This window comes from Skermanella sp. (genome assembly GCF_059503625.1).
Map to the genome: position 1 here is coordinate 1 of NZ_JCACHA010000331.1, position 22719 is coordinate 22719.

General features: G+C 65.1%; 26 protein-coding genes. 5 read left to right on the forward strand and 21 right to left on the reverse strand.

What is annotated here, in order from left to right; genetic code table 11:
- From AC5JJ6_RS07480 to AC5JJ6_RS07520, 9 genes are all read right to left on the reverse strand, one after another.
- Window positions 1-186, reverse strand: a 186-nt coding sequence (locus tag AC5JJ6_RS07480; RefSeq protein ID WP_496041433.1) for a hypothetical protein, incomplete at its 3' end; no start/stop codon positions are given.
- Between the two features lie 19 nt (window positions 187-205).
- On the reverse strand, window positions 206-766 hold the full coding sequence (locus AC5JJ6_RS07485; RefSeq protein ID WP_496041434.1) for a c-type cytochrome: 561 nt from the start codon (window positions 764-766) through the stop codon (window positions 206-208).
- Window positions 753-2015, reverse strand: coding sequence for a sulfite dehydrogenase (gene soxC, locus AC5JJ6_RS07490; RefSeq protein WP_496041435.1), 1263 nt, complete (start codon window positions 2013-2015; stop codon window positions 753-755). Before soxC ends, AC5JJ6_RS07485 begins: the two co-directional genes overlap by 14 nt.
- A 45-nt stretch (window positions 2016-2060) precedes the next feature.
- Entirely contained in the window at window positions 2061-2540 is a 480-nt protein-coding gene (locus AC5JJ6_RS07495) for a DUF302 domain-containing protein (protein ID WP_496041436.1), read from the reverse strand.
- A 48-nt stretch (window positions 2541-2588) separates the two neighbouring features.
- Window positions 2589-3560 carry an MBL fold metallo-hydrolase gene (locus tag AC5JJ6_RS07500; protein WP_496041437.1) on the reverse strand — a complete coding sequence of 324 codons (972 nt, stop codon included), beginning with the start codon at window positions 3558-3560 and terminating at the stop codon, window positions 2589-2591.
- Between the two features lie 128 nt (window positions 3561-3688).
- Complete coding sequence (locus AC5JJ6_RS07505) at window positions 3689-4192, reverse strand: cytochrome P460 family protein (RefSeq protein WP_496041438.1); 504 nt, start codon at window positions 4190-4192, stop codon at window positions 3689-3691.
- A gap of 34 nt (window positions 4193-4226) precedes the next feature.
- Window positions 4227-4982 carry an SDR family oxidoreductase gene (locus AC5JJ6_RS07510; protein WP_496041439.1) on the reverse strand — a complete coding sequence of 252 codons (756 nt, stop codon included), beginning with the start codon at window positions 4980-4982 and terminating at the stop codon, window positions 4227-4229.
- A 65-nt stretch (window positions 4983-5047) separates the two neighbouring features.
- On the reverse strand, window positions 5048-5866 hold the full coding sequence (locus tag AC5JJ6_RS07515) for an alpha/beta fold hydrolase (RefSeq protein ID WP_496041440.1): 819 nt from the start codon (window positions 5864-5866) through the stop codon (window positions 5048-5050).
- Between the two features lie 151 nt (window positions 5867-6017).
- Entirely contained in the window at window positions 6018-7694 is a 1677-nt protein-coding gene (locus AC5JJ6_RS07520) for an alpha/beta hydrolase (RefSeq protein ID WP_496041441.1), read from the reverse strand.
- Window positions 7695-7991: 297 nt separating this feature from the next.
- Between AC5JJ6_RS07520 and AC5JJ6_RS07525 the strand changes: the two genes are divergently transcribed.
- The 4 genes from AC5JJ6_RS07525 to AC5JJ6_RS07540 all read left to right on the forward strand — a co-directional run bounded on the left by AC5JJ6_RS07525 (window position 7992) and on the right by AC5JJ6_RS07540 (window position 12085).
- Window positions 7992-9374 carry an aminotransferase-like domain-containing protein gene (locus tag AC5JJ6_RS07525; RefSeq protein WP_496041442.1) on the forward strand — a complete coding sequence of 461 codons (1383 nt, stop codon included), beginning with the start codon at window positions 7992-7994 and terminating at the stop codon, window positions 9372-9374.
- Window positions 9375-9954: 580 nt separating this feature from the next.
- Window positions 9955-10176, forward strand: a complete 222-nt coding sequence (locus AC5JJ6_RS07530; RefSeq protein ID WP_496041443.1) for a hypothetical protein — start codon at window positions 9955-9957, stop codon at window positions 10174-10176.
- 73 nt (window positions 10177-10249) lie between these two features.
- A complete protein-coding gene (locus tag AC5JJ6_RS07535; protein ID WP_496041444.1) occupies window positions 10250-10834 on the forward strand; it encodes a DUF1989 domain-containing protein in 585 nt (194 codons plus the stop codon).
- A gap of 342 nt (window positions 10835-11176) precedes the next feature.
- A complete protein-coding gene (locus AC5JJ6_RS07540; RefSeq protein ID WP_496041445.1) occupies window positions 11177-12085 on the forward strand; it encodes an acetamidase/formamidase family protein in 909 nt (302 codons plus the stop codon).
- 175 nt (window positions 12086-12260) lie between these two features.
- Here AC5JJ6_RS07540 and AC5JJ6_RS07545 read toward each other — a convergent pair whose 3' ends face one another.
- The 5 genes from AC5JJ6_RS07545 to AC5JJ6_RS07565 all read right to left on the reverse strand — a co-directional run bounded on the left by AC5JJ6_RS07545 (window position 12261) and on the right by AC5JJ6_RS07565 (window position 16083).
- A complete protein-coding gene (locus AC5JJ6_RS07545) occupies window positions 12261-12419 on the reverse strand; it encodes a hypothetical protein (protein ID WP_496041446.1) in 159 nt (52 codons plus the stop codon).
- A 291-nt stretch (window positions 12420-12710) separates the two neighbouring features.
- A complete protein-coding gene (locus AC5JJ6_RS07550) occupies window positions 12711-13346 on the reverse strand; it encodes a potassium channel family protein (RefSeq protein ID WP_496041447.1) in 636 nt (211 codons plus the stop codon).
- Window positions 13347-13374: 28 nt separating this feature from the next.
- Complete coding sequence (locus tag AC5JJ6_RS07555) at window positions 13375-14667, reverse strand: TrkH family potassium uptake protein (RefSeq protein WP_496041448.1); 1293 nt, start codon at window positions 14665-14667, stop codon at window positions 13375-13377.
- A gap of 89 nt (window positions 14668-14756) precedes the next feature.
- Window positions 14757-15122 (reverse strand): hypothetical protein, encoded by a 366-nt coding sequence (locus tag AC5JJ6_RS07560; RefSeq protein WP_496041449.1) that lies wholly within the window; start codon window positions 15120-15122, stop codon window positions 14757-14759.
- A 136-nt stretch (window positions 15123-15258) separates the two neighbouring features.
- Complete coding sequence (locus tag AC5JJ6_RS07565; protein WP_496041450.1) at window positions 15259-16083, reverse strand: amidohydrolase family protein; 825 nt, start codon at window positions 16081-16083, stop codon at window positions 15259-15261.
- A 237-nt stretch (window positions 16084-16320) separates the two neighbouring features.
- Here AC5JJ6_RS07565 and AC5JJ6_RS07570 point away from each other — a divergent pair, with 237 nt between their 5' ends.
- The gene (locus AC5JJ6_RS07570) at window positions 16321-17073 is read left to right on the forward strand and encodes an SDR family NAD(P)-dependent oxidoreductase (protein WP_496041451.1); all 753 of its coding nucleotides are present in this window, start codon (window positions 16321-16323) and stop codon (window positions 17071-17073) included.
- 20 nt (window positions 17074-17093) lie between these two features.
- On the opposite strand, the gene AC5JJ6_RS07575 is transcribed toward AC5JJ6_RS07570, so the two are convergent.
- The 7 genes from AC5JJ6_RS07575 to AC5JJ6_RS07605 form a co-directional block, all read right to left on the reverse strand.
- Complete coding sequence (locus AC5JJ6_RS07575) at window positions 17094-17924, reverse strand: tripartite tricarboxylate transporter substrate binding protein (protein WP_496041452.1); 831 nt, start codon at window positions 17922-17924, stop codon at window positions 17094-17096.
- Window positions 17925-18137: 213 nt separating this feature from the next.
- Entirely contained in the window at window positions 18138-18452 is a 315-nt protein-coding gene (locus tag AC5JJ6_RS07580) for a hypothetical protein (RefSeq protein ID WP_496041453.1), read from the reverse strand.
- Between the two features lie 125 nt (window positions 18453-18577).
- Window positions 18578-20227, reverse strand: coding sequence for a carboxylesterase/lipase family protein (locus tag AC5JJ6_RS07585; protein ID WP_496041454.1), 1650 nt, complete (start codon window positions 20225-20227; stop codon window positions 18578-18580).
- 117 nt (window positions 20228-20344) lie between these two features.
- Window positions 20345-20734, reverse strand: coding sequence for a hypothetical protein (locus tag AC5JJ6_RS07590; RefSeq protein ID WP_496041455.1), 390 nt, complete (start codon window positions 20732-20734; stop codon window positions 20345-20347).
- Window positions 20731-21057: a hypothetical protein gene (locus AC5JJ6_RS07595; protein ID WP_496041456.1), complete on the reverse strand. Its 327-nt coding sequence runs from the start codon at window positions 21055-21057 to the stop codon at window positions 20731-20733. Before AC5JJ6_RS07595 ends, AC5JJ6_RS07590 begins: the two co-directional genes overlap by 4 nt.
- The gene (locus tag AC5JJ6_RS07600) at window positions 21058-22089 is read right to left on the reverse strand and encodes a recombinase family protein (protein WP_496041457.1); all 1032 of its coding nucleotides are present in this window, start codon (window positions 22087-22089) and stop codon (window positions 21058-21060) included.
- Window positions 22086-22589: a DUF2924 domain-containing protein gene (locus tag AC5JJ6_RS07605; RefSeq protein WP_496041458.1), complete on the reverse strand. Its 504-nt coding sequence runs from the start codon at window positions 22587-22589 to the stop codon at window positions 22086-22088. Before AC5JJ6_RS07605 ends, AC5JJ6_RS07600 begins: the two co-directional genes overlap by 4 nt.
- Window positions 22590-22719 lie beyond the last annotated feature (130 nt).

Consider the following 22719-nt stretch of genomic DNA (forward strand, 5'->3'; position numbering starts at 1 on the left):
CAAACCACCCTTGTCGCCGAGCTGTTCCAGATCGCCGCCTAATCCGAAACCTACCACGGGCATTTGCGGCTTGCTGCGAACTTTGCAACGGAACCGCCAAGCTAAGCCCTCGCCAGATTCAGGCACGAGCAGAACGGGCGAATGCTTGAGCCAACGGAGCTTGCGACAGCCGATCGAGAAAGCCACCTCGCAGAGGGAGCATTTGTCACGGCTTGCCTGCAGAAGGCTGACGGGCGTTGTGGATCGTGCGGAACTCAGCATCCGGCCGGAAGCCGTCGCGGTTGGGCATACGGACCGCGAGCAGGCCCGAGCGGTCGAGGGTCGCGCCGTCTGGCACGAGTCCGTTGAGGTTGAGGATGTAGGCGACCACCGCATAGGTGTCGTCGTCGCTCAACGTCTGTGGCGCCGGGTAGGGCATGGCGCGCCGCACATAATCGAAGAGCGTCGTCGCATAGGGCCAGAAGCTGCCGACCGTCTTGATCGGATGCGCGGAGGCCAAGCTACCCTGGCCGCCGGCGAGACGGTCCGCGATGCCACCCTGGCCACGCTCGCCATGGCAGGCGAGGCAGTTCTCCTCAAAAACCTGCTGACCGCGGGCGACGTTGCCGCGGCCCGGCGGCAGGCCGGTGCCGTCCGGCCGGACGTCGATGTCCCAGAGCCGAATCTCATCCGGCGTGGCAGGGCGGCCAAAGTCAGCGGCGGAGGCGGCCAGGGCGCAGGTGAGTAGGACTGCGAGGACATGCAGAACCGGTTTATGCCAGGACATTGCGCACCTTCCCCTCGGCGTCGACGGCCCAGGTTTGCTGGGCGCTGTAGTGAAAGAGGGCATTTGTCCCGGTCCGCGCGATGAAGCTGGCCCGGTCGGGTTGCACATTGCCCTTCTCGTCGGTTGAGCGGCTAACGATCTTGGTCGGGCTGCCATCCCACCGCCAATCGGCTTGGAAATAGGTCTGCGCCCTGGGCAAGGCGGGGCCAGCAAGCGTCGCGTCACGCCAGGTCTTCGCGCCGTCGGTGCTGACCTCGACGCGGGTGATGCGGCCATGGCCGCTCCAGGCGAAGCCGGTGATGCGGTTGTAGCCGGGCTTGATCTGCATCATGCCCGAAGGCGAGTTGATCACCGAGTTGACGTCGTGGCGAAGTTGGAACTGGCGCGCCGAGCCATCTGCCTGGAGCTGCGTGTAGCGGGCGGTCTCCCAGCGCGTCATGAAGGGACGGTCGCCGAACTTCAGTCGCCGCAGCCATTTGATGTTCAGGTTGCCCTCAAAGCCCGGCAGGAACAGGCGGAGCGGAAAGCCATGGGCGGGGCGCAGCGGCTCGCCGTTCTGGCCGTAGGCGAGCATGCCCTCGGCGATGATCTCGTCGGTGAGGGGGATGCTGCGCGCCACGGCGGAGCCGTCGCCGCCCTCGGCCAACATCCAGGTCGAGGCCGGGTCGGTGCCAACGAGGTCGAGGAGGAAGGCGAGGGGGACCCCGGTCCACTCATTCGTGCTGATAAGGCCATGGGTGTTCTGCACCGTCACATCGGGCGAGGCCTCCTTCCAATTCTCCCAGCCATTGCCGGTGCACTCGAGGAAGGCGACGCGCGAGGTCGAAGGCATCGCGCGTATATCCTCCATGGTAAAGACGAGGTTCCGCTTGACCATGCCGTGGACGAGCAGCCGGTGCTGCGCCGGGTCGATGTCGGGCACGCCGGAATGGCTGCGCTCGTAATGCAAGTCGGCGGGCGTGATGGTGCCGACGAGACGGTCAAGCGGCGTCTTGGAGTTGATGGCCTCACTCGGGTCGAGGTGGCGGCGGCCCGGGCCGGCTTCTGGGATGCGGTCGATATGCACGAAGCTGGAGCGCTCGCTCGAAGCGGAGAGCGGCTCGCCAGGGCCGCGCGGTGGCACATCGGCCAGGCTATCGGCGGCAGCCCGTTCCGCGGCGGCGATGCCGACGGCGCCGGACAGGATGCCGCGCCGCGAGCGGCTGGCGGGACTGCGGTCCCTGCTACTTTCCCTCGGGGTCGGAGTCATGATCTGGCCTCTTGCATGGGACGGAGGGCGGATGGCCGGGCTGGTCTAGCGTTGGACGGCTGCGGCGAGCAGGGTCTCGGCGCCCGCGAGCTTGCCGGCCATGCCGGCGGGGAGGCCGTACCGGCCCTCGAGCGCCGCGGCCGGGGTGTAGACGATGAGGACCTGGCCGCCGGCCTCCTGCCGCACCAGGATTTTCAACGGCAGTTCCAATGCGACATCCGGGGCGGCAAGCATCAGCGGGGTACCACCGCGCGGATTGCCGTAAACGAGGAGCGTGGTGGGCGGCATGTCGAGGCCTACCGACCGCGCCGCCTCGCGCTGGTCGATCGTGGCGAAGATGGTGAAGCCGTGCTCTTCAAGCTTGCCGCGTAGCCGCTGGACCGTCTCGGCGAAGGAATAGGCGCTGTCGAGCCGCTTGATATCACTCATCCCCGCCTCCGCTGCTACAGCTGACGCCATCAATGCCGAGGCGAGCAGAAAACCGTGTGCGACCGCGTGGTTGAACACCCGACCGTAGCCGCTCATGGCTTGGCACTCGATGAGCAAGGGATCGAGGTGAGAGATAGGACCATATCAAACGCCCTCCGCCACCAACCTGGTGAAAAACGCTGGGTCGATGACGAAGCCGCCCCACTTGGCGTCCCACTTGGCGGTCGGCTTGGCAGCGACCATTTCTGGGACCGACATGCCCTGCCGCTTCAGTGCCGCAACTTTGTCGCGGATGCCAACCAGCATGTCACGGAAGGCCTGCAACTCGGCGCGATTGCTGACGGGCTTACCATGTCCCGGAATGATAATCGTCCTGTCGGTGGTTGCCGCCAGGTTCGCCTCGGCGGCACGGATCGACCCGTCGATGCTGCCACCGGTCGAATAGTCGATGAAGGGATAGATGCCGTTCCAGAAGGTATCCCCGGCGTGCAGGATGTCGGCATCGACGAAGCGGACGGCAATGTCGCTATCGGTGTGGGCCGCGCCATAATAGTTCAGCGCGATCGTGCTGCCTCTCAGCGCCACGGTGTGTTCCTGCGAAAACAGCTCGGTCGGCAGGGCTGCGGCGGATAGGGGCGCGAAATCGTAATTCCAGTCTTCCACCCGCTGCATGGTGGATAGGTGCTTGCGCGTGTTCTCATGCGCGATGATCTGCGGCGACAGAGAGCTCAGCCATTCGTTGCCATTGGCGTGGTCGAAATGCCAATGGGTGTTGATGACATGTGTCACGGGTTGCGGGCCCAAGCCGACCAGCGCAGCGCTGACCTGCCGCTGCGAGACGCTGATCCCGGCATCCACCAGCAACTTCCCGTCCGCACGGGTGAGGACCGCGATGTTGCCGCCCGAGCCTTCGAGCACCGTGACATTGCCGCGTAGCCGATGGGTGGCGATCGGCGCCTTTGCTGCTTCCGACCTGATCAGCTCGACGATGCCCAGCGCTTCGGCATAAGCCTGTCGGGGTGTCAGCCAGACGCCACTCGCCGCCATGGCCGGTGCCGCAAGGCAGCAGAGGCAGAAGCCGCGGCGCGAGGGCTGGTGTCGAAGCCTGCTGGTCATTGGCATCTCCTGTCGGTGGATCGAGATCTGTTGTTTCAGTTTGCAGGCCCGACCCAGACAGGCGCGGATGATCAGCCGGGCGGGTTGGCTGCGATCGCAATAGGGATTGCGCTCCGCACCGGTAAGCGTCAGGGCGCATGCCGGGTTAAAACGTAATCGTGTCCATCGACATTAGCTTCATGGCAGGCGAAGCATGTCCGATGCTGCGCCTCGTCCATCGGTTCGCTGTTGATGAACCGGCCGAAACCCAAGCCACCCGTATCGAGGTAACGCTTCGAGTCCTTGACCATCACCTGGACCGTGGTCGCTCGCTCGGGAAGGTAGGCTCTGTCGATACCGGCCAGCGGCACGTGCTTCCACGCCAGCTTCACCAGGATGGTGCCGTCCAGGAAGGGCAGCACCGCATCCCGGAAGACGCCTATCGCCATCGGATTGCCAAGAATGACCCGAAGCTCATCGAGTCCGGCTTCGTGAGATGGGGCGATCATCTCCCATTGGCGGTAGCCGGGGGGAATGGTGACGCCGTAGATCGGCGAACACGGCCCTTCCGTGCGCCCAGGCATGGACGGCGCGACGATGGCGATGCAAGCGAGCGCCGCCGCCGCCACGCGATGCCCCGGTATTTGCGTCATGGTTTGCTGTCCGATTCGTGTTGCAGCATCTCCCTCATATCTGCGCCGCGCCGCCGTCGACGAAGAGCTCCGAGCCAGTGATGAAGCTGGCATGATCGGAGGCAAGGAACAGCGCGGCCTTGGCAACTTCGTCGGGCTCTCCGACGCGTCCCAGCGGCACTTGTGTGGCCATGTGGTCCAGCAGGCCCTGCTGATGCGCGGCCTCGGGCCCCGCCAGGCCGACCAAGCCAGGTGTCCGCGTGGGGCCGGGGCTGAGCACGTTGATGCGGATGCCGCGCCCATTGAGATCGAGGATCCAGTTGCGGGCGAAGGCGCGGATGGCTGCCTTTGACGCTGCATAGACGCTGAAGGCGGGCGTGCCGCTGGATGCGGCGGTCGAGCCGGTGAGGATGATCGACGCGCCATCGGCGAGCAGCGGCAGCGCCTTCTGCACCGTGAACAGCGTGCCTTTCACGTTGCGGCTGAAGGTGTCCTCGTATTGCTCCTCGGTAATCGAGCCGAGAGGCAGCATCGAACCGCCACCGGCATTTGCGAACAGCACATCAATGTGCCCGGCTTCGGTCCTGACCCGATCGTAGAGGTGATCGAGATCGGTCAGGCTGGCTGAATTGGCCTGGATGCCTGTACCGTTCGGCCCGATCTCGGCAACGGCTTTGGCGAGTTCGGCCGTGCGGCGCCCGGTGACGAAGACCCTGGCGCCTTCGGTGGCGAAGCACCGTGCGGTGGCCAGACCGATGCCGGTCGACCCGCCCGTGACGACGGCGATCTTCCTTTCAAGCATGCCAGTCATCGCTTCTGCTCCCGAACAAGTGCGTCTTGAGGCGGCCCCGCGTGGTGGCGAATGGCAGCGGGTGGCTAGGCCAGGAAGGCGAGCAGCTCGGCGTTGACGCGGTCCTTCAAAGTCGTGCACATGCCGTGCGGCGCGCCGTCATACACCTTGAGCGTGGCATTCCTGATGAGCTTCGACGACAGCATCGCCGATGGACCGATCGGGACGATCTGATCGTCACTGCCATGCAGGACAAGGGTCGGGACATCGAACCGGCCGAGATCCTCGGTGAGGTCGGTCTCGGAGAATGCCTTGATGCAGAAATAGGAAGCAGGGAAACCGGCCATCATGCTCTGGCGCCAGAAATCTTCCCGCACGCCTTCCGAGATCTGCGCATCCGGGCGGTTGTAGCCATAGAAGGGAAGGCTGAGCTCCTTCCAGAACTTCGAACGATCCGCCTGGACGGCGGCACGCAGCTGGTCGAAGACCTCAATCGGCGTGCCGATGGGGTTTGCTGCGGTCTTCAGCATCAGCGGCGGGATAGCGCCGATCAGTACGGCCTTGGCGACGCGGCCCGTGCCATGGCGACCGATGTAGCGGGCCACCTCGCCGCCGCCGGTCGAATGGCCGACATGCACCGCGTCACGCAGGTCGAGTGCCTGAACCAGAGCGGCGAGATCATCGGCGTAGGTATCAAGATCGTTGCCCTGCCACGGCTGGCTCGACCGACCATGTCCGCGTCGGTCATGGGCGATGCAACGGTAGCCCCGGGACGCGAGGAAGAACATCTGGTCCTCGAAGGCGTCGGCGCTGAGCGGCCAGCCGTGACTGAAGACGATGGGCTGGCCGGCCCCCCAATCCTTGAAGTAGATCGACGTGCCGTCGGCAGTGGTGATGGTGTTCATGCCTTTGCCGTCCTTCGTGCAAAGAGGAGTTCGTGGTGCGTCCAACGGCGCGATCACGCCGAGCGATGCGATGTCCGTCGCCGCGAGCGAAGCACCCTTGTTATGGCGCCCGAACTCGCATTGCGGTCGGCACCGAGGGCAGGTTTCCAGATCACGGGCGAACGCCTCGACCCGGCGCGATCGAGCGGTCCAGGAATTGGTGGATCATCGGCGCCATGACGTCGAGCTTGTCCTCGAGCGCAAAATGCCCGGTATCGAGCAGATGCAGCTCTGCCTTGGGCAGGTCGCGCAGGTAGGGGCTGGCACCGGCCGCCGGGAAGATCTTGTCGTTTTTGCCCCAGACAATCAGCGTCGGCGGCTGATATTGACGGAAGAACGCCTGGAATTGCGGATAGAGTGGCAGGTTGCTGCCGTAATCGCGGAACAGGTCGAGCTGGATATCGCGGTTGCCGGCGCGGTCGAGCAGCGCCTGGTCGTGCACCCAATTGTCCGGGCTGATACGCGCGACATCCGCGACGCCGTCGGTGTACTGAAATTTTGTGGTCTCCGGCGCCACGAGGAACTGGAGCGCGCGCCGGTGCGCATCCGAGCCATCGGACCAGTACGCCTTGATCGGATCCCAGAAAGCCCCAAGCCCCTCCGCATAGGCGTTGCCGTTCTGGATGATCAGGGCTGTGACCCGGTCCGGGTGCAGCAGCGCCAGTCGATAGCCAACCGGGGCCCCGTAATCCATGACATACATGGCATAGCGCGCGGCCCCGAGATGTTGGAGCAGCCCGTCCATCAAGGACGCATAGCGCGCAAAGGTATAGGTGAATTGCTTGTGGTCCGGCGCCGCGCTCTGGCCGAAGCCCGGATAGTCCGGCGCGATGACGCGGTAGCGGCCCGACAGGGCGGGGATCAGGTTGCGGAACATGTGCGACGAGGTCGGGAAGCCGTGCAACAGGAGCACGACCGGACCTTCGGATGGGCCAGCTTCGCGGTAGAAGAGTTGCACGCCGTCGATGGTCGCCGTCCTGTAGTAGGTTACCTGCGCGGTCGCCTGCGGCGCCGTCTCGGCGCGCGCCGGCGCGTTGCCAAACCCGGCGACACAGGTCAGTAGCGTGACGGCGGCAGCGATCGCGAGCTTCCTGCGAACCAACTGCGGATCCTCCGCCTGTGTCGTGCCGCGCGCTTCAAAGGGGAGGGGCGACCCGTTGATGGTGGCTGTCCCGTTGATGCGCTTCTCGCCAGGCTCGTCCTCGAGGTCCCGACGCGTCGCAACTGTGCCGTAGACCGGAGGGCCAAGGGTGTTGAGAGTTGCTAAGAGATGCTCAGCGATGTCCGGCCCCATTGGGTCGAGACCGGCGGGATGGTGACGGAGCCATTCAATGGCTGCTCCCGCAGATGGTTCGAGGAGGGCGCCGATGGCAGACCGCGGGATGGGAGGACCCTGCGCGTCGTCTGACCAGCAGGCCCTGCCGAAGGCGGGCAGGACGGGGGCCACGAAACTATAACCCCGGCCAGGGATGTTGACGATGTAGCGGGCACGCTTCGGCCTGCAGCCGAGCGCCTTGCGGACCGCCGCCAGATGCACGCGGAGCGTGCCCGGGCTGACTCTTATGCCTGGCCAGACATTGGCGACCAGCTCGTCGTGTCGGACCACCTGGCCGGCCCTCTGCACGAGGAAGGCCAGGATGTCGAAGGCCCGACCCCCGAGAGGCACTGGGTCTCCGTCACGGAACAGCCATCGCTCGGACAGGTGGATATGGAAGGCGCCGAAGCGGAACGAAGCAACATCCTGGACCTGGTGCTGAGCGACCGTATCCGGCCATTTCGCCTGCTCCATGACACCTCTCCGAGTCGGCGGCATCCCAAGACTTAGCAGGATGGCGCCATGCAGTGAATGCATTCACCGTGGGCCCATCAATCCAGTCGGTCAAGTCATGGATAAAGGTCGTGCATGCCCCAGCTATTTCGTGAAGCGTCACGGCCGGGCAGGAGGGCCACATGGCCCGATCAGCCAGTCGATGACGATCTGCCCACTCCGACGATGAGCTTCACCCTGCATGCTGGTTGTGCTAAATGCCTCATGTGAATGCAGTCAATGCAAGCGCAATCGGCTGGCGGTGATTGGAAGCACGATATGAGTGACTGGGTACCAAGCCTGACCAACGGCGCGAAGCCTCGCTACATTGCCATCGCGGAGGCGATCCAAGGTGACTTGGCGGAAGGGCGGCTGCTTCCGGCCCAGCGTCTGCCGGCGCAGCGGCAATTGGCCCGGCTGCTCGGCCTCGATTTCACGACGGTGGCACGCGGGTACGCGGAAGCGCAGCGGCGGGGCCTGATTGAATCGCGCGTCGGCGAGGGCACCTTCGTGATCGGGACGCCGGTATCCACGAGCGGCCCCGGTGCACGTGGCGAGATAGTCGATTTTTCCATGAACATGCCGCCAGAGCCGGCCGACATGGCACTCTGGACCAAGCTTGGCGCCGACCTGGAGCTGCCGCCTGCCGAGCTTGTCCGCGTGCTGCGTTACCAGCGGTTCGGTGGGACGGAGGCAGACAAGCAGGCTGCCATCGAGTGGCTGGGGCGGCGCGGCGTTGCAGCGGGGCTGGACCGCGTCGCGGTCGTCCCCGGCGCCCATGCGGCCTTGCTGGCTGCCACCACGGTCCTGGCGGAAAAGGAGCGCGGCGTGGTTCTGGCCGAGCCGCTGACCTATCCTGGCATGAAGGCGATCGCCGAGCAGCTTGGGCTGGATCTGGTCGGAATCGCAACCGACCAGCACGGAGTATTGCCGGCGGCTTTCGACGAGGCCTGCCGGCTTCACCAGCCGAAGGCGCTCTACCTCAATCCCACCCTGTGCAATCCGACGACCCGGACGATGCCGATCGGGCGCCGCCAGGAGATCGCGGGCATCGCGCGAAAGAACCGCGTCCCAATCATCGAGGACGACCCCTACAGCCTGCTCTCCGACACGCCGCCGCTGGCTTTTGCATCGATCGCACCCGACATCACCTGGCATGTCGCCACATTGTCCAAATGCCTCGGGGCCGGATTGCGCGTTGCCTATGTCGTGGTGCCCGATGCGCGTTCGGGCTGGAACTTCGCATCCGCCGTGCGGGCCGCGAATGTCATGGTCTCGCCGATCACGGCGACGCTCGCGACGCGATGGATCAAGGACGGGACCGCGGACGCGCTCCTTGCAGCGATCCGCGCAGAGGCGCGCGAACGTCAGGCTCTCGTCGCGGCGATCTTGCCGCCCGATCTGGTCACGACCGACCCGGCGGCCTTCCATGCCTGGCTGGCATTGCCGCCTCTCTGGAGCCGGTCCGCCTTTGTGGGTCACATGGCCTCCTGCGGCCTTGGCGTCGTTGCCAGCGACGTGTTCGGGACCCAGGGCACGGCTCCGGAGGCAGTCCGTATCTGCCTGGGTGGACCGGCGCAACGCTCCGTGGTCCGGACAGCCCTGGAATTCGCTGCGCACGCCCTGTCCGAATCCCCTGCCCGCTCCTCGAGTTTTCTCTAGCGCTTCGAGCAGAGGGGCGAGGTACTCACCCCCGGAGGGCCGAAGCCAGAGAATTTCGTAATCCAGTTCCCACCGCTGCTCCAGTCGGCCTCCGCACAACCTGTCTCTCCCAACCCAGCCGCCGCGCTGAGGCGCAGGTTTGGTCTGGGTTTTTGCGGCGACCTTGATGGTGCGGCGACGGAACAGAGCCAGGTTTTCTCACCGAAATGCTGGAGAGTCTTCGAACCTTGAGGGTAGGGCGACGCAACCCTCAAGCTTTACCGCGTTGGAAATGCTATGTATTTCGGCCGGGTACAGTCCGTCTTTCAGCGTGTCCATCGCCTATCGGTCGAAAGCTGCGAACCAAATCGGCCTCTCTGCCCCCAAGCCCTTGCACTTTCTGGAGCCCCGTTAGGAGCGGCTTGGACCCTGGTTGCAGGAGGTCGCCCGGACCATAGCCGCACAGCTGATCCGATCCATGCACCTCGATGGTACCGATAATGGGAGCCACGATTTTGCTCCCGCGGTGTGACCGGCCGCACAACACATCGGAACTGCCCTCAACGTCCGATCTTTCGCTCTTCTATCCAAGGAGCCGAAGATGCCGAACGATCAGCAGAAAGGAACCGGGGAGCCCGGTTGGACCAAGGAGGAAAAGGGCCAAGGAGCTCCGACGTCCAGCGACGCGGGCGCGGCGGGCGAAGCGGGCGACGCGGTACCCAAGGCTGGCTACGGCGGCGACGAACGCGCTGCAACGGAAGCCGCAGCGGCGCAAGTGGAGGAAGACTCGAACGGTGAGGCTGGATCGGACGATCGTAGATGATTGTAAGGGATGACTAAACCGCTTGGAGTTTGAAATTGGTCGCCAACGTTATGGACCGGCGGGAGCGTAACCGATGCTAAACGAGATAGTCCCTGCCGGCGCACCCTGGTGCGGCATCGTGCCTCGTGGTCGCATTCTACGCATCACCGATCTGTACGGGCGTCAGGCCGTCGACTTCCTCTGCTACAATGCAGCGGAACCGGAGGAGCGGTACCACGCCCCCAACACGATGAAAGCAGCGGGTACGATTTTCCTGACGACCGGACACGTGCTCTACTCCGACATCGCACGCCCGATCTTCACCATCGTCGAAGATCAGTTCGGCGGCCACGACACAATCGGCGGCTGCTGTAGTGGGCCATCCAACCGCATGCTCTACGGGGTCGAGGACTGCCCGGGCTGCCGCGAGAACTTCCTACACGCCCTGGCTCGGCATGGCCTGGGACGGCGGGACGTTGTACCTAACGTGAACTTCTTCATGCGTGTGCCAGTCGATGCTAACGGCAGCGCCGCAATCGCGCAGGGCGTCTCTCCAGCAGGCTGCGAGGTGGCATTGCGGGCGGAGATGAATGCGCTTGCCGTGATCTCAAACTGTCCGCAGGTGAACAATCCCTGTAACGGCTACAAGCCGACGCCGATCCGTGTGCAGGTCACTTGAACCTGGCGCTGCCTTTATGGTCACCAATTTTTGGCTCGATGCGGCGCTCTCCTCAAGGGGCGCCACCATCGTCTTCCGCCCCGGCTAGCGCCGAAGGGCAAGCGGCACTCGGACCGTGATGCTGGTCGCCGCGCTCATGCTGCTTCACGCTCCGCACCAGACGCGCTGGGGGTGAGGTCTCGGACGAGGCCAGCCAGCCCTTCCACGCAGAAGCGGATCTCGGTGCCGGAACCCTGACACGCGCCGCGCCTTGACCGCGACGCCGGCCCGTTCCTAGCGTGCCTGGATCAGCCTTGGCGCGGACCGGTCGGCCCATGCCAGCAAGATGTCCCGGAGAGCCCCATGGCCACGCACCGCTTCCATCCCACACGATATTTCAATGCGATCGGCGTCGCCGAACCCTGCCTGCGCGTCGCGGATGGCGACACGGTGGTCACCGACACGATTGATGCGTCCGGCCTCGATGCGCGGGAGGTGGCCGTCGCGAGCCGACCGAACCCGATGACCGGTCCGTTCTTTATCGAGGGAGCCGAGCCCGGGGACACGCTCGCTGTTCGGATCGATCGACTGACACCAAGCCGAGCGACCGGCTGGACCTACTCGCCACTCGCCCTGACCGTGCTCGATCCAGCGGCGATCATCGATCGGCCGCCGCAGCAGCGCGCTGTTTGGGCTATCGACCGCGGAGATGGGACGGTGCGGTTGCAGGATAACGTGAAGGGGCTGGAGGATTTCGCGCCGCCGATCCAGCCCATGATCGGCTGCTTCGGGGTCGCACCGGCGGGCGGGCAGGCGCTGTCCACCGCGACCAGCGCGCAGAACGGCGGCAACATGGACTACCGCATGTTCGCACCCGGCACGACAGCCTGGTTTCCTGTATCGGTGCCGGGCGCGCTCTTCTATCTCGGCGACGGACATGCCTGCCAAGGTGACGGGGAGATCACCGGCACCGGTATCGAGACATCCTTCGAGATGGAGGTGACCTTCTGTGTGCTGAAGCGGACGATCACCTGGCCGCGCGGTGAGACGGCCGACGATATTTTCACGGTCGGCAATGCCAGGCCGCTGGACCAGGCGCTGCAGCACGCCACGACAGAGATGTCGCGCTGGCTCGGCGAGGATTTCGGCTTGGATGCCCACGCTGCCAGCCACTTGATGGGCCAGGTCGTCCGCTACGATGTTGGTAATGTCTTCAACCCCGCTTTCACGGTCGCCTGCCGCATTGCCAAGCGCTGGCTCCCGAAGCGGTAGGGCTGGACGCTCCTTCGCAATCTTGGTTTGGGCTGGCGACCTCGAGTTTGGCGCACTGGATCGGTTCGCCGGACATCAGATGTTCCCGCTGATGTGCCCAGACCAGAGGAACCGGTTCCAGCAGCGCCGGCAGTGTGACGCAATCTGCCGCCTGGCCATCCAATATCAACTCGCCCTAGTCGGGTGCCAGCAGATTCAATCGCAGCAGCGTGCCCAGGTAGCCCCGCTCTATCTTCTCCGCCGCCGCCATCTCGCTAATCGAGGCATACCGCCCCTTGTCCAGCAGCCGCTGATACCGGAAGGCCCTGGCCAGCGCCTTCACCAGCGCCTTCACCAGCGCCGGGGCAGCGCGCGTCGGAAGGGGAAGTTATTGCGCCGGGGTTCACACAAATGCCGGGTAACAGGACTGGTGCCTGTAAAGGTCACGGAGGTTTGCCACCTCCTGTACCTGGCTCCCGCGCGAGAGATCCTGCCATTCAAAAGTCTCCAGCGTGGGCCGGAACATATCCTTGGGCTTGGTGAATGGCTGATAGCTGAATCCCGGCTCGTCCGAAAAAGCTTGGTGCCTCGCGTCGATAGCAACCTGGATCGCCATGGAGCAGTCGATGATCAGACAGGGCCGAGTTTAGGTAATCGCGGCGAACGCCTCCACAAGCTTGGTGGGCCCAGACACGATGAGGATGTCATCCTGCTGGATCGTCGTCTCGGGTTTCGCGTAAGTGAAGTCAGTCTTCGGCCGCTTCACTCCGACAACGGTCACGCCATACTTGCTGCGCAGTGCGCACTCTGCGAGCGTCCTGCCCTCCGCCTCGCGTGGTGCCTTGGTTTTAACGATGGCAAATCCATCATCAAACTCAATGAAATCAATCATTTTTCCGGTCACCAGGTGGGCGACGCGCTCGCCCATCGCGGCCTCGGGATAAACCACGTGGTGGGCGCCGGTGCGTTCCAAGATGCGCCCGTGCTTTTCGCCAAGCGCCTTCGCCCAGATGTCTTTGACTCCGAGCTCACTGAGCGCGAGCACGGTTAGCACGCTCGCCTCAATGTTGCTGCCGATGCCGACAACAGCTCGCTCGAATTCTTGGACACCGAGACGTCGCAATGTGTCGCCATTCGTCGTGTCCGCCTGGACGACGTGGGTGAGTCGATCCGCCCAGGACTGTACGAGGCCAGCGTCCTCATCGATGCCGAGAACGTCATGCCCGAGCCGCGCGAGCGATTCGGCAACGGCGCCGCCAAACCGGCCGAGGCCGATCACCACGACGCTGTCGCTACGAGGGGTAGGGGCTCTAGCCAACGATAGGACGCTCCTCTGGATAGCGGTATGGGGTCCGTCTGCTGCGCAGCGCGAGGCCGGTCGCGACGGTGATGGTCCCGACCCGTCCGAGGAACATCAGGCCCACGAGAAGGGCCTGGCCAGCCGACGGCAGGTCGGCGGTTACCCCGGTTGATAACCCCACGGTGGCGAAGGCCGACACGGTTTCAAAGAGCGCATCCTCCAGAGTGAGGTCGCTGACGCTTAGAAGGGCGAGGGTGGCCGTACCGACGAACCCGACCGCCAGTAAGGCGACTGTTAAAGCCTGCCTTTGAACGTCCCTGGTGATGCGCCGCCCGAATGAAGTGACATCCGGCTCACCGCGGATCTCGGCCCAGACCACAAGCCCAAGCACAAGGAAGGTGGTCACCTTGATGCCTCCAGCGGTGCCGGCGCTGCCGCCCCCAATCATCATCAGGACGTAGCTAATGGCCAAGGTTTCCGGCCGCATCTCCCCCACGTCGAGGGCATTAAACCCCCCCGATCGCGTCATCGTGGAATGGAACGCAGCGCCGAGCAGTTTGCTTGCCAGGTCGACTGGTCCGAGGGTCGCCGGATTGCCCCACTCGTACGCCAAGACCGCTGCCGTTCCGCCGGGCAAGAGCAGGCCTGTGCCGAGCAAGGTTATTTTGGTGTGCAGCGACCATCTCGCCGCCCGAAGCGGGTTTCGGCGCATATCGTGGAGGACCGGGAAGCCGATGCCGCCCAGGATTACGGCCGCCATTATCGGACCGAGGATGAGCGGGTCGCGTGCGAAGCTCATCAGGCTGTCGGAATAGGTGGAGAAGCCGGCGTTGCTGAACGCGGAGACCGCGAGGAAAAGGCCGTTCCAGACTGCAGCGGCCCAGGACTCCTGGTAGGCATACCTGAGGCGGAGCGCCAGTACCGCAGCCGTCGCGAGTTCGACAACCACCGTGACGCGCAGAACTAGCGCCAGCACGTCACCGACATCGCCAAGCGCCAAGCTGCGGGTCTCTGCCTGGGCGAGCAGGCGCGTGCTGAGACGCAAGCGTCGCGCGACCAGGAGCCCGAGCAAGGTGGCCCCACTCATGATGCCGAGACCGCCCACCTGGAACAGCGCTAGAATGATCACCTGCCCCAGGCCGGACCAGTAAGCGGGCGTGTCCTGAACGGCCAGCCCGGCGACGCACACTGCCGATGTCGCGGTGAAGAGCGCAGACAGAAAGGAGGCGCTACCCTCACCCGCGCGAGCAGCCGGCAGCATCAGCAGGCCGGTGCCAAGCGCGATGGCGAGGAGAAAGGCCAAAGGGACCAGCCGGGCCGGGTGCTGGAACGTAGGTGGCAATGCGGTCCCCTTCGCCGTTCCAAAGGCGGGTGAGGCTTGATCCTATTCTGTCATCTGAGCAGACTCCAAGCGTCACCGACCCCTTGCCCTTGCTCCGCCGGATTTTCTGCCATGTGGGTGAGTTGAAGCTTCCATTCCACCGGGAACGGCTTCATCAATCTTGGTAAACTCAGGTCTGGTGGCTGCCGCCCGTCGAGAACGGCCTTCACCAGATCCGGCACCAGCAGTGTCAGCCGTAGCAGCGCGCCAAGGTAACCGCGCTCAATCCGCTCTGCCTCGGCCATCTCGCTGATCGAGGCGTACCGCTCCTCGTCCAGCAGGCGCTGGTACCGGAACGCTCGCGCCAGTGCCTTCACCAGTGCCGGGTCCCAATGTGTAGCGACAGCCGGCACACCCGCGTGCACTGGCTTCACCATCGTCTTCTGTCCTGACCAGCGCCGGATTGCGAATGGTAGCCGGATCATGACGCAGCGGCGCAATGTCGAACTTTACGCGCTCGCCTTGTTATTCGTGCTCCGTTGTTGCCCGCTGCGCCCTCGGTCGGCGGCTGCGTTAGTCCAACGGCAGGGTCCAACCGATCCATGCGCAGAGGCCGCGGCCCATGACCAGATCGAGGTCGCGCCCTGACAACCAGGGTAACTCCTCGGTGAACATCGTCACGCATTGTCGATAGGTGCATGGCATGCGGGTGATGTCGGTGCCCCAGAAAAAGCGGTGTGGCCCGAAAGCGTCGTAAATGCGCCGAAGTCCATCATGGATGTTTCGGAACGGATAGGGGTGGGTCGAGTAGCCAGGTGCACCGGTCGCCTTGATTGCGACATTGGGGAACTTCGCAAGGGCCAGCAAGACATCCAGATTCCCAAACGCAGCGTCGTCCTGCTCGGACCGGACCAGGCCGAGATGGTCAATAATCAGCCGCAGGTTCGGATGACGCTCTGCAATGCGCCGGAACTCGGGCAGGAACCGGCCAGCCATTGTCGCCACAGGTAGCCCTGCGCGCTCCGCCGTAGGCCAAAGCCAGTCCATCGTGCCGTCGACATGCCAGGTGCTCTGCTCGGGAAGCACCAACGGGTAGCGCAAGCCCAGCATTCCCGGCAGCTCGCGCCAGTGCTTGAGGCGTTCCTGGCCTTCCAAGGGCTGGTCTAAGGGTACCTGGCCGAGAATGGCAAACCGGTTCGGATAGCGCCGGGCCGCGTCGATGGCCTGGTCATTCGAATTTGGGTCCCAGCTGATCGGTGGGTGGATCACGGCGGCGTCCACACCAGCCACGTCCATCTCCCCCAGCAGTTCCTCCGCGGTGAAGGCCGGCACTTTGCGGTGGTGGCCGCTCGGCGTACCGCTTGACCAGAGATGCACCTGCGCGTCGACAATCTTCATGCCATTCTCCTCCAGGGCCACGGGTCGGGCCATTGTCGCGCAGTGTTGCCCCCTTCGGGTCCCGAAGCCACGAGGAACTCGTGCGGTAGGATCAGGCAGCGGGGAGCTGGCGCGTCTCCGGTCTGCGAGGGAGCCATTGCCATTTCTGCCTGGACTCGCCGAAGGTCACAGTAGTCTGCGCGGCACGATGCGAGTCATTCACCTGGTGCGGCAGAGCTTGGCAGGGGGAGCGCTGAGATGACGGAAAGCCTGGAGGGTCAAGTCGCGCTAGTGACCGGAGCGGGGCGGAATATTGGGCGCGCGATCGCGCTGCGCCTGGCGGGCGACGGGGCTACGGTTGTGGTCAACGGACGCACCGATCGGATGGCGGTAGAAGCGGTGGTGGATGAGATCACCGCCAAGGGCGGTAAAGCGCTTTCCTATATCGCTGATGTCGCCAACCCACATGCAGTGGCGCAGATGGCGGAGGAGGTAGCAGCGACGTTCGGCGGCATAGACATCGCCGTCGCCAATGCTGGACTAAGGCGCCAGACTCCTTTTCTAACCATGACGCTCCAAGAATGGCGGGAAATCATGGCGGTCGCGCTCGATGGCGCCTTCATCTTGGCGCAGGCCGTTGTGCCGCAAATGATCCGGCGCGGTGGCGGCGCTCTGGTCGGTTTGTCCGGCATCTCGACCCATCTCGGCACGCCGCACCGCGCCCACGTCTCAGCCTCGAAGGCTGGTTTGGAAGGGCTGATGCGCGCGCTCGCGGTTGAGCTGGCGCCACACAATATCCGATGCAACTGCGTAGCGCCGGGCCCGATCGACACCCTGCGTGGTGCTTCGGCTGGCGCGATGCCAGCTACGCTGGTCGAGGGCGGGGTGCCGCTAGGGCGCAAGGGATCGGTAGAGGAAGTAGCCGCCGTCGTCCGGATGCTGGTGGGTCCCGAGGCCGGCTACGTCACCGGCCAAACCATTCATGTCAACGGCGGAGCTTTTCTGACCTAAACCGCCAGCAGGCTGCCGCCTCAACCGCTCCAGGGTCGAACTTTCCAGATTGCACGGACTGAGGTTTCGACCTGCGCCGCCATGTCGCGATAGGCGGTGCCAACCAGTGGTCGCAGAGGCAAAGAGGCTCGCTCGGCCTCCCGTGTAAAAGCTGGATCGGCGAAGGCTGCGGTGAAGGCCCGCTCCAAGCGCGCGCGGATGTCAGGCGGCAGGCCCGGCGGTCCGGCGATACCTCGGGCGGACCCGGCAACGATGTCGTAGCCGCGCTCGCGGAAAGTTGGAACGTCTGGGGCGGCTTCCCAACGGCGTTCTGCGGCTTGGCCGAGTGCCCGCACGCGGCCCTCACGCATGGCCGACAGGATCTCTGCCATATTGCCGACGCCAAGCTCGATATGGCCACCAAGCACCTGAGCCAGAAGTGGCGCCGAGCCGGCAAAGGGTGCGTGGTTCATGGGTTGCAGCCCCGCCAGCCCTTCCAAAGTGAGCATGAGCAGGTGATCGTCGGAGCCGACGCCCGTGGTGCCGTAGTTGATCTGTCCCGGCCTGGCTTTGGCCGCTTGCACCAAGTCCTGAAGCGTTTGGATCGGCGAGTTGGTGGCGACGTAGACAGTGCCCGGATCGTCGACGACATTCGCAAGAAAGCTGAAGTCAAGCGGCCGATAGCGAACTTGGCGTTCGAGCGGGAAGGTGCTGATGGCTGGCACCGTCAGCGCGCCCAGGACGTAGCCGTCGGGCGCCGCGTTAAACAAAGCTTCAAAGCCCACCTGTCCGCCGGCGCCGGCGCGGTTGGTGACAACGAAACGCGCCCCCGGCAGGTGCTGCGCCACGAAGGGCAGGGTGACACGCGCCATGATGTCTACCCCGCCTCCTGGCGGATAGGGCACGATAACCTCGATGGGACGCTCTCCTGGCCAGCTGCCTTGGGCTCGAAGGTGTGTCGAGGTAGCGAGAAGGGCGCCAGTCGCGCCGAGCCTGCGGCGGGATATCATAGTGGTTATTTCCTCCCGGTTTTGCCCCTGAGGGTGCGGGTTGGGCTGCATAGGGTCAAGCAGACGCTCCGAGCTCTACTGCCGGACCATAGCCGTATGCTGCTTATCCCATGCCACTGATAAGGGCTTCATCAGCCTCAGCAACCTCATCTGCTCAGGCAGCCTTCCATCCAGGACCGCCTCGACTAGATCCGGCGCCAGCAGCGTCAGCCGCAGCAGCGTGCCCAAATACCCCCGCTCGATTCGCTCCGCCGCCGCCATCTCACTGATGGAGGCGTAGCGCCCTTCGCCCAGCAGCCGCTGATACCGGAACGCCCGCCTCAGCGCCGTCACCAGTGCTGGGTCAGCATGAGTCGTCGTTGCCGGCACACTCATTTGCGTAGGCGTCACCAGTGTCTTCCTGCTGAGGCGGTACCAGATCCGCAGCCGCTCGCGGACCGTGATGCTTGTGGGTGCGGTCGCGTAGCCGTCTTCGAAACTTCGGCGCGACAGCAGCGGGGTACTGCCGAGGCCGACTAGTCCCGCGTGAAGGTTATCGGATGGCTGTACTCGAAGCGCGGTACCTCGCTCAGCACCCGCCGCTGCGCCCCGGCCGGGTCGGGCTCGAGGCGCGCATCGTTGCCCAATAGCATGGTCGGGCGCCCGGCTACGTCGTAGGCCGGCCAGTCCGGAACGTCCTGTGCCTGCGGCCTTCCAGTGCGGGCGAAGCTGGCCCATAGCGCCATCATCCGACGACGCACCGCTGGCAACTCGGGACCGTTGCCCGTAAACTCTGTCGCTGTGCCGAGATTGCCGAACATGAAGGGTAACTCCGCTGTATGTGGCGTACGCAGCAGCCCATCCATGGCCGGGCTACGCCAGGTGAACATGTAGAGCCACGCAGGTGCTCTGCCTGCTCGAGCCTTCAGTTCGGCCGCCCGGATCATGCCCATGCGGTAGTTCTGATCCGAGCAGATCATCACGAGCAGATCGCTCGGCGAAGCCCCAGGCATGGCGGAGCGATAGTCCGATAGCACCCGATCGGTCGCTGTCGCGTCCAGCCGAAGGAAGCGCTGCACCCGCGCCCGGACCTGATCGGCCGAGAGGGAGAAGTTCCGGCGGTCTGGCGCCAGGTTGTAGGTGATCTCGGTCTCCACCGAGCCGATCAGCAACGGCACATCTTGCGCCGGCGCGGGCACGCCGGTGTCGAACGGGTGCTGCTGGAACACGACGCCGTCCAGCACGGGGCGGAAGTTGTTGGCGCCTCCGTTGGCGGAGACCACCTTAGCCATGGCGGCCAGCAGCCGCTCCACCGATTGCTCACGCAGCCTCGCTGCTTCACCCTCCTTCAACCCGAACTCTGCCAACAGTCCGTGCGCGGCCCGAGCCGCGTCCTCCGGCATGGCCAGCCGAAGCGCCCCCGACCCACTCTGCATGATGGCACGATGGAACAGCCCTTCGGCGGCCGGCGCGGCCATCGTGGCGGCAACTTTGGCAGCGCCACCTGACTGGCCGAAAATGGTGACGTTGCCCGGATCGCCGCCGAAGGCCGCGGCGTTGTCGCGTACCCAGCGTAGCGCCGCGATCATGTCGAGCACGCCGTTATTGCCGGCTTCCGGCCCTAGCCCTTCGGCGTAGAGGAAGCCGAACAGGTTGAGGCGGTGGTTCACCGCCACCACCACCACGTCTTGCTCGTGCGCGAGGGCACTGCCGTCCAGCACTGGCGCGGTTCCAGCCCCTGTGCTCCAGGCGCCACCGTGCAGCCAGACCAGGACTGGGCGCCGAGCGCCGTCGCGCAGGCCGGGCGTATAGACGCAGAGCGTCAGGCAGTCCTCAGACTGCGCCACGACCGGGCTCGTGTAAGCGAAGAGCGGTGGGTCCGCGTTGCGCAACTGCGGGGCGGAGGAGCTGTGGGTTGTGGCTTCGCGCTCCCCTGCCCAAGGCGCGAGGGGGCCAGGCGGCTCGAAGCGTGCGGCCCCGGTGGGGCTGGCCGCGTAGGGGACACCTTTGAAGGCGAGTGCTCCCCCGCTGGCTTCGCCGCGCAGCCTGCCGTGCATGGTTTCGGCCAGGAGCGCCGTGGCAGCGCGCGCCCGACCGTGTGAGCCAGGCGAGGGCAGCAGCGCAACGGTCGGTAAGGCGGCGCTGCCTGTAAGCAGTTGGCGGCGCGGCAGAGAGGGGTTAGTCATGGACGGCTTCCTCGCTTTCTTAACGCCAGCATGCCGGAGGAAGCCGCGACCGTGGAAGGGCTGGCAGGAGGCTCCACGCAACGATCAGACCAGCCCCCGCGAGGGGTCGGCGAGCCGCTACTCTGCCTTGCGAAGGACAGCGCGCTGCTCGTCCCAGCGAGCGGGGACGGGCTCCATCAGCCGCCGCGCAGAGAGTTCGACGGGTCCAGTTCCGTTAAGGGCATCCTCGACGAGTTCCGGTGCCAACAGGGTTAGCCGTAGCAGCGTCCCCAGGTATCCTCTCTCGATTCGCTCAGCCGCGGCCATCTCACTGATCGAGGCGTAGCGCTCTTCGTCCAGCAGTTTCTGGTATCGGAACGCCCTGGCCAGCGCCTTCACCAGCGCCGGATCAGCGCGCGTCGGCACGGCTGGCACGCCCTCCTGCACCGGCGTCACCACCGTCTTCCGCCCCGGCCGGCGCCGAATGGCGAGCTGCACCCGGACCGTGATGCTGGCCGTCGCGCTCATGCCGTCACACACTCCGCACCGGGCGCAAACGCGCCAAGATCCCGGACGAGGCCAGCTAGCCCTTCGACCCGCAGCCGAATGTCCGCGCCACCGGGCCCGACCACCACCCGCTCCACCAGCGCCCGCACGATGCGCGCCTGCTCGGCCGGGAACAGCTCGCCCCAGAGCGGATCCAGCCGCTTCAGCGCGCTTTGGACCTCCATTTCGGTCAGATCCGGTGCTTCGACCCTCGCCGCCAACCAAGTGCCAACGACGATCTCGGGCTGCCGCAGCAGCGCCCGGACCTGAGTGACCACCGCCGCCTCGATCTCGGCGGCCGACACTCAGCGCACAATGCCGTCGTCCTCGGCCGCGGCATCACCCTTCAGCACCCTCTGCGCCACGTAGTAGCGGTACAGCCGCCCGTTCTTCCGGCAATGCGTCGGCGACAGCGCCCGGCCATCCACGCCGAAGATCAACCCCTTCAGCAGCGCCGGCGCGTGCTGTCGGTTCTCAGCGGCTCGGGCCCTTGGGCTGACCTGTAGGATGGCCTGGACGTCATCCCACAAGGACCGTGAGACGATCGGCTCGTGCTCGCCCCTATAAATCTGCCCCTTGTGTGAGACGTCACCGACGTACGTCCGGTTGTGGATAAGTTTGTAGATATCGCTGCGGTTGAGCGCCCTACCAGACTTCGCCGCGATGCCCTCGCTCCGAAGACGCTGGACTGTTTCGAGGGCGGATTTCGTGGCTAAAAAGGTCTCATAAATGCGTCGGACGCTTGCGGCTTCGGGTTCAAGGATGACCAACTTACGGTTGTGGACAACGTAGCCAAGCGGCACCTTGCCCCCCATCCACATGCCGCGGGCTCGGGAGGCAGCGAACTTGTCCCGGATCCGCTCGCCGATCACCTCGCGCTCAAACTGCGCAAAGCTGAGCAGGATGTTGAGCGTCAGCCGTCCCATGCTGGTCGTGGTGTTGAAGGACTGTGTCACCGAGACGAAGGTGACGCCATGCGCCTCCATGGTCTCGACCAGCTTGGCGAAGTCCATGAGCGAGCGGCTGAGGCGGTCGATCTTGTAGACGACTATGACGTCGATGCGGCCCTGCTCGATATCGGCCAGCAGTCTCCGCAGCGCCGGCCGCTCCAGCGTACCGCCAGAGAAGCCGCCGTCGTCGTAGCGGTCTCGAACCAACAGCCAGCCCTCGGCACGCTGGGAGGCGACGTAGGCCTCGCAGGCGTCGCGCTGGGCGTCGAGAGTGTTGAACTCTTTCTCCAGACCCTCGTCGGTGCTCTTGCGCGTGTAGACTGCGCAGCGGAGCTTCCTCACCGAGGCCGGCATGACGCCGTCGGCCGGCAGCTTGCGACGGCTCATACTCCGGGTCTCCCCTTCAGCCCGAAGAAGGTCCAGCCGTTCCAGCGCGTGTCGGTGATGTGCCGGGCGATGGCGGAGAGGGACCGGTAGGGCCGGCCCTCATATTCGAAGTCATCGGCGCGGACGGTGACCACGTGCTGCACGCCGTCGTATTCGCGGATGAGCCGCGTCCCAGGCAACGGCCGGCTATCGGCGCGGATGCGGCGGAGGACGACGTTGCCGCCGTCGAGCTGCTCACCGAGCGCCTCCAGTCGCGCCCGGGTCTCAGGCTTCAGGCCGCCATAAGCCAGCTCTTGGATGCGGTAGGCGAGGCGGCTCTGGATGTAGGCTCGGTTGAAGGGCGGCGGCTCCTTGCCGAAAAGCTCGCGCCACTGCTGCTTCAGCTGAGCAATGGGCGCCGCCTGTAGGGCAGCCAGGCGGCCTAGGACGTCCGCCGGCGGGATGGCCGCGATCGTGGGTGTCGGCGCTTGGGCGGCATTCTGGGTGGTTATGCGGGGCATGCGCGTCTCCGGTTGTGCCGGTTCGCATGCATGCTCTGGTCGGCGCGGAAGTGTAGCGAACTCTCTCCCTGGGCACTGGCCTGTGCGGTGACGCGGTCAAGGTCGCTGACATGTCCGGCTCGAAGCCGAA

Excerpts from the sequence above, each read along its gene's own strand:
- AC5JJ6_RS07500 (WP_496041437.1), bottom strand. The coding sequence starts at position 3,560 with ATGACCAGCAGGCTTCGACACCAGCCCTCGCGCCGCGGCTTCTGCCTC.
- AC5JJ6_RS07560 (WP_496041449.1), bottom strand. The coding sequence starts at position 15,122 with ATGGTGAAGCCAGTGCACGCGGGTGTGCCGGCTGTCGCTACACATTGG.
- AC5JJ6_RS07510 (WP_496041439.1), bottom strand. The coding sequence starts at position 4,982 with ATGACTGGCATGCTTGAAAGGAAGATCGCCGTCGTCACGGGCGGGTCG.
- AC5JJ6_RS07600 (WP_496041457.1), bottom strand. The coding sequence starts at position 22,089 with ATGAGCCGTCGCAAGCTGCCGGCCGACGGCGTCATGCCGGCCTCGGTG.
- AC5JJ6_RS07525 (WP_496041442.1), top strand. The coding sequence starts at position 7,992 with ATGAGTGACTGGGTACCAAGCCTGACCAACGGCGCGAAGCCTCGCTAC.
- AC5JJ6_RS07570 (WP_496041451.1), top strand. The coding sequence starts at position 16,321 with ATGACGGAAAGCCTGGAGGGTCAAGTCGCGCTAGTGACCGGAGCGGGG.
- AC5JJ6_RS07540 (WP_496041445.1), top strand. The coding sequence starts at position 11,177 with ATGGCCACGCACCGCTTCCATCCCACACGATATTTCAATGCGATCGGC.
- AC5JJ6_RS07530 (WP_496041443.1), top strand. The coding sequence starts at position 9,955 with ATGCCGAACGATCAGCAGAAAGGAACCGGGGAGCCCGGTTGGACCAAG.
- AC5JJ6_RS07520 (WP_496041441.1), bottom strand. The coding sequence starts at position 7,694 with ATGGAGCAGGCGAAATGGCCGGATACGGTCGCTCAGCACCAGGTCCAG.
- soxC (WP_496041435.1), bottom strand. The coding sequence starts at position 2,015 with ATGACTCCGACCCCGAGGGAAAGTAGCAGGGACCGCAGTCCCGCCAGC.
- AC5JJ6_RS07585 (WP_496041454.1), bottom strand. The coding sequence starts at position 20,227 with ATGACTAACCCCTCTCTGCCGCGCCGCCAACTGCTTACAGGCAGCGCC.
- AC5JJ6_RS07535 (WP_496041444.1), top strand. The coding sequence starts at position 10,250 with ATGCTAAACGAGATAGTCCCTGCCGGCGCACCCTGGTGCGGCATCGTG.
- AC5JJ6_RS07565 (WP_496041450.1), bottom strand. The coding sequence starts at position 16,083 with ATGAAGATTGTCGACGCGCAGGTGCATCTCTGGTCAAGCGGTACGCCG.
- AC5JJ6_RS07575 (WP_496041452.1), bottom strand. The coding sequence starts at position 17,924 with ATGGCGCGTGTCACCCTGCCCTTCGTGGCGCAGCACCTGCCGGGGGCG.
- AC5JJ6_RS07605 (WP_496041458.1), bottom strand. The coding sequence starts at position 22,589 with ATGCCCCGCATAACCACCCAGAATGCCGCCCAAGCGCCGACACCCACG.
- AC5JJ6_RS07590 (WP_496041455.1), bottom strand. The coding sequence starts at position 20,734 with ATGAGCGCGACGGCCAGCATCACGGTCCGGGTGCAGCTCGCCATTCGG.
- AC5JJ6_RS07515 (WP_496041440.1), bottom strand. The coding sequence starts at position 5,866 with ATGAACACCATCACCACTGCCGACGGCACGTCGATCTACTTCAAGGAT.
- AC5JJ6_RS07505 (WP_496041438.1), bottom strand. The coding sequence starts at position 4,192 with ATGACGCAAATACCGGGGCATCGCGTGGCGGCGGCGGCGCTCGCTTGC.
- AC5JJ6_RS07485 (WP_496041434.1), bottom strand. The coding sequence starts at position 766 with ATGTCCTGGCATAAACCGGTTCTGCATGTCCTCGCAGTCCTACTCACC.
- AC5JJ6_RS07495 (WP_496041436.1), bottom strand. The coding sequence starts at position 2,540 with ATGAGCGGCTACGGTCGGGTGTTCAACCACGCGGTCGCACACGGTTTT.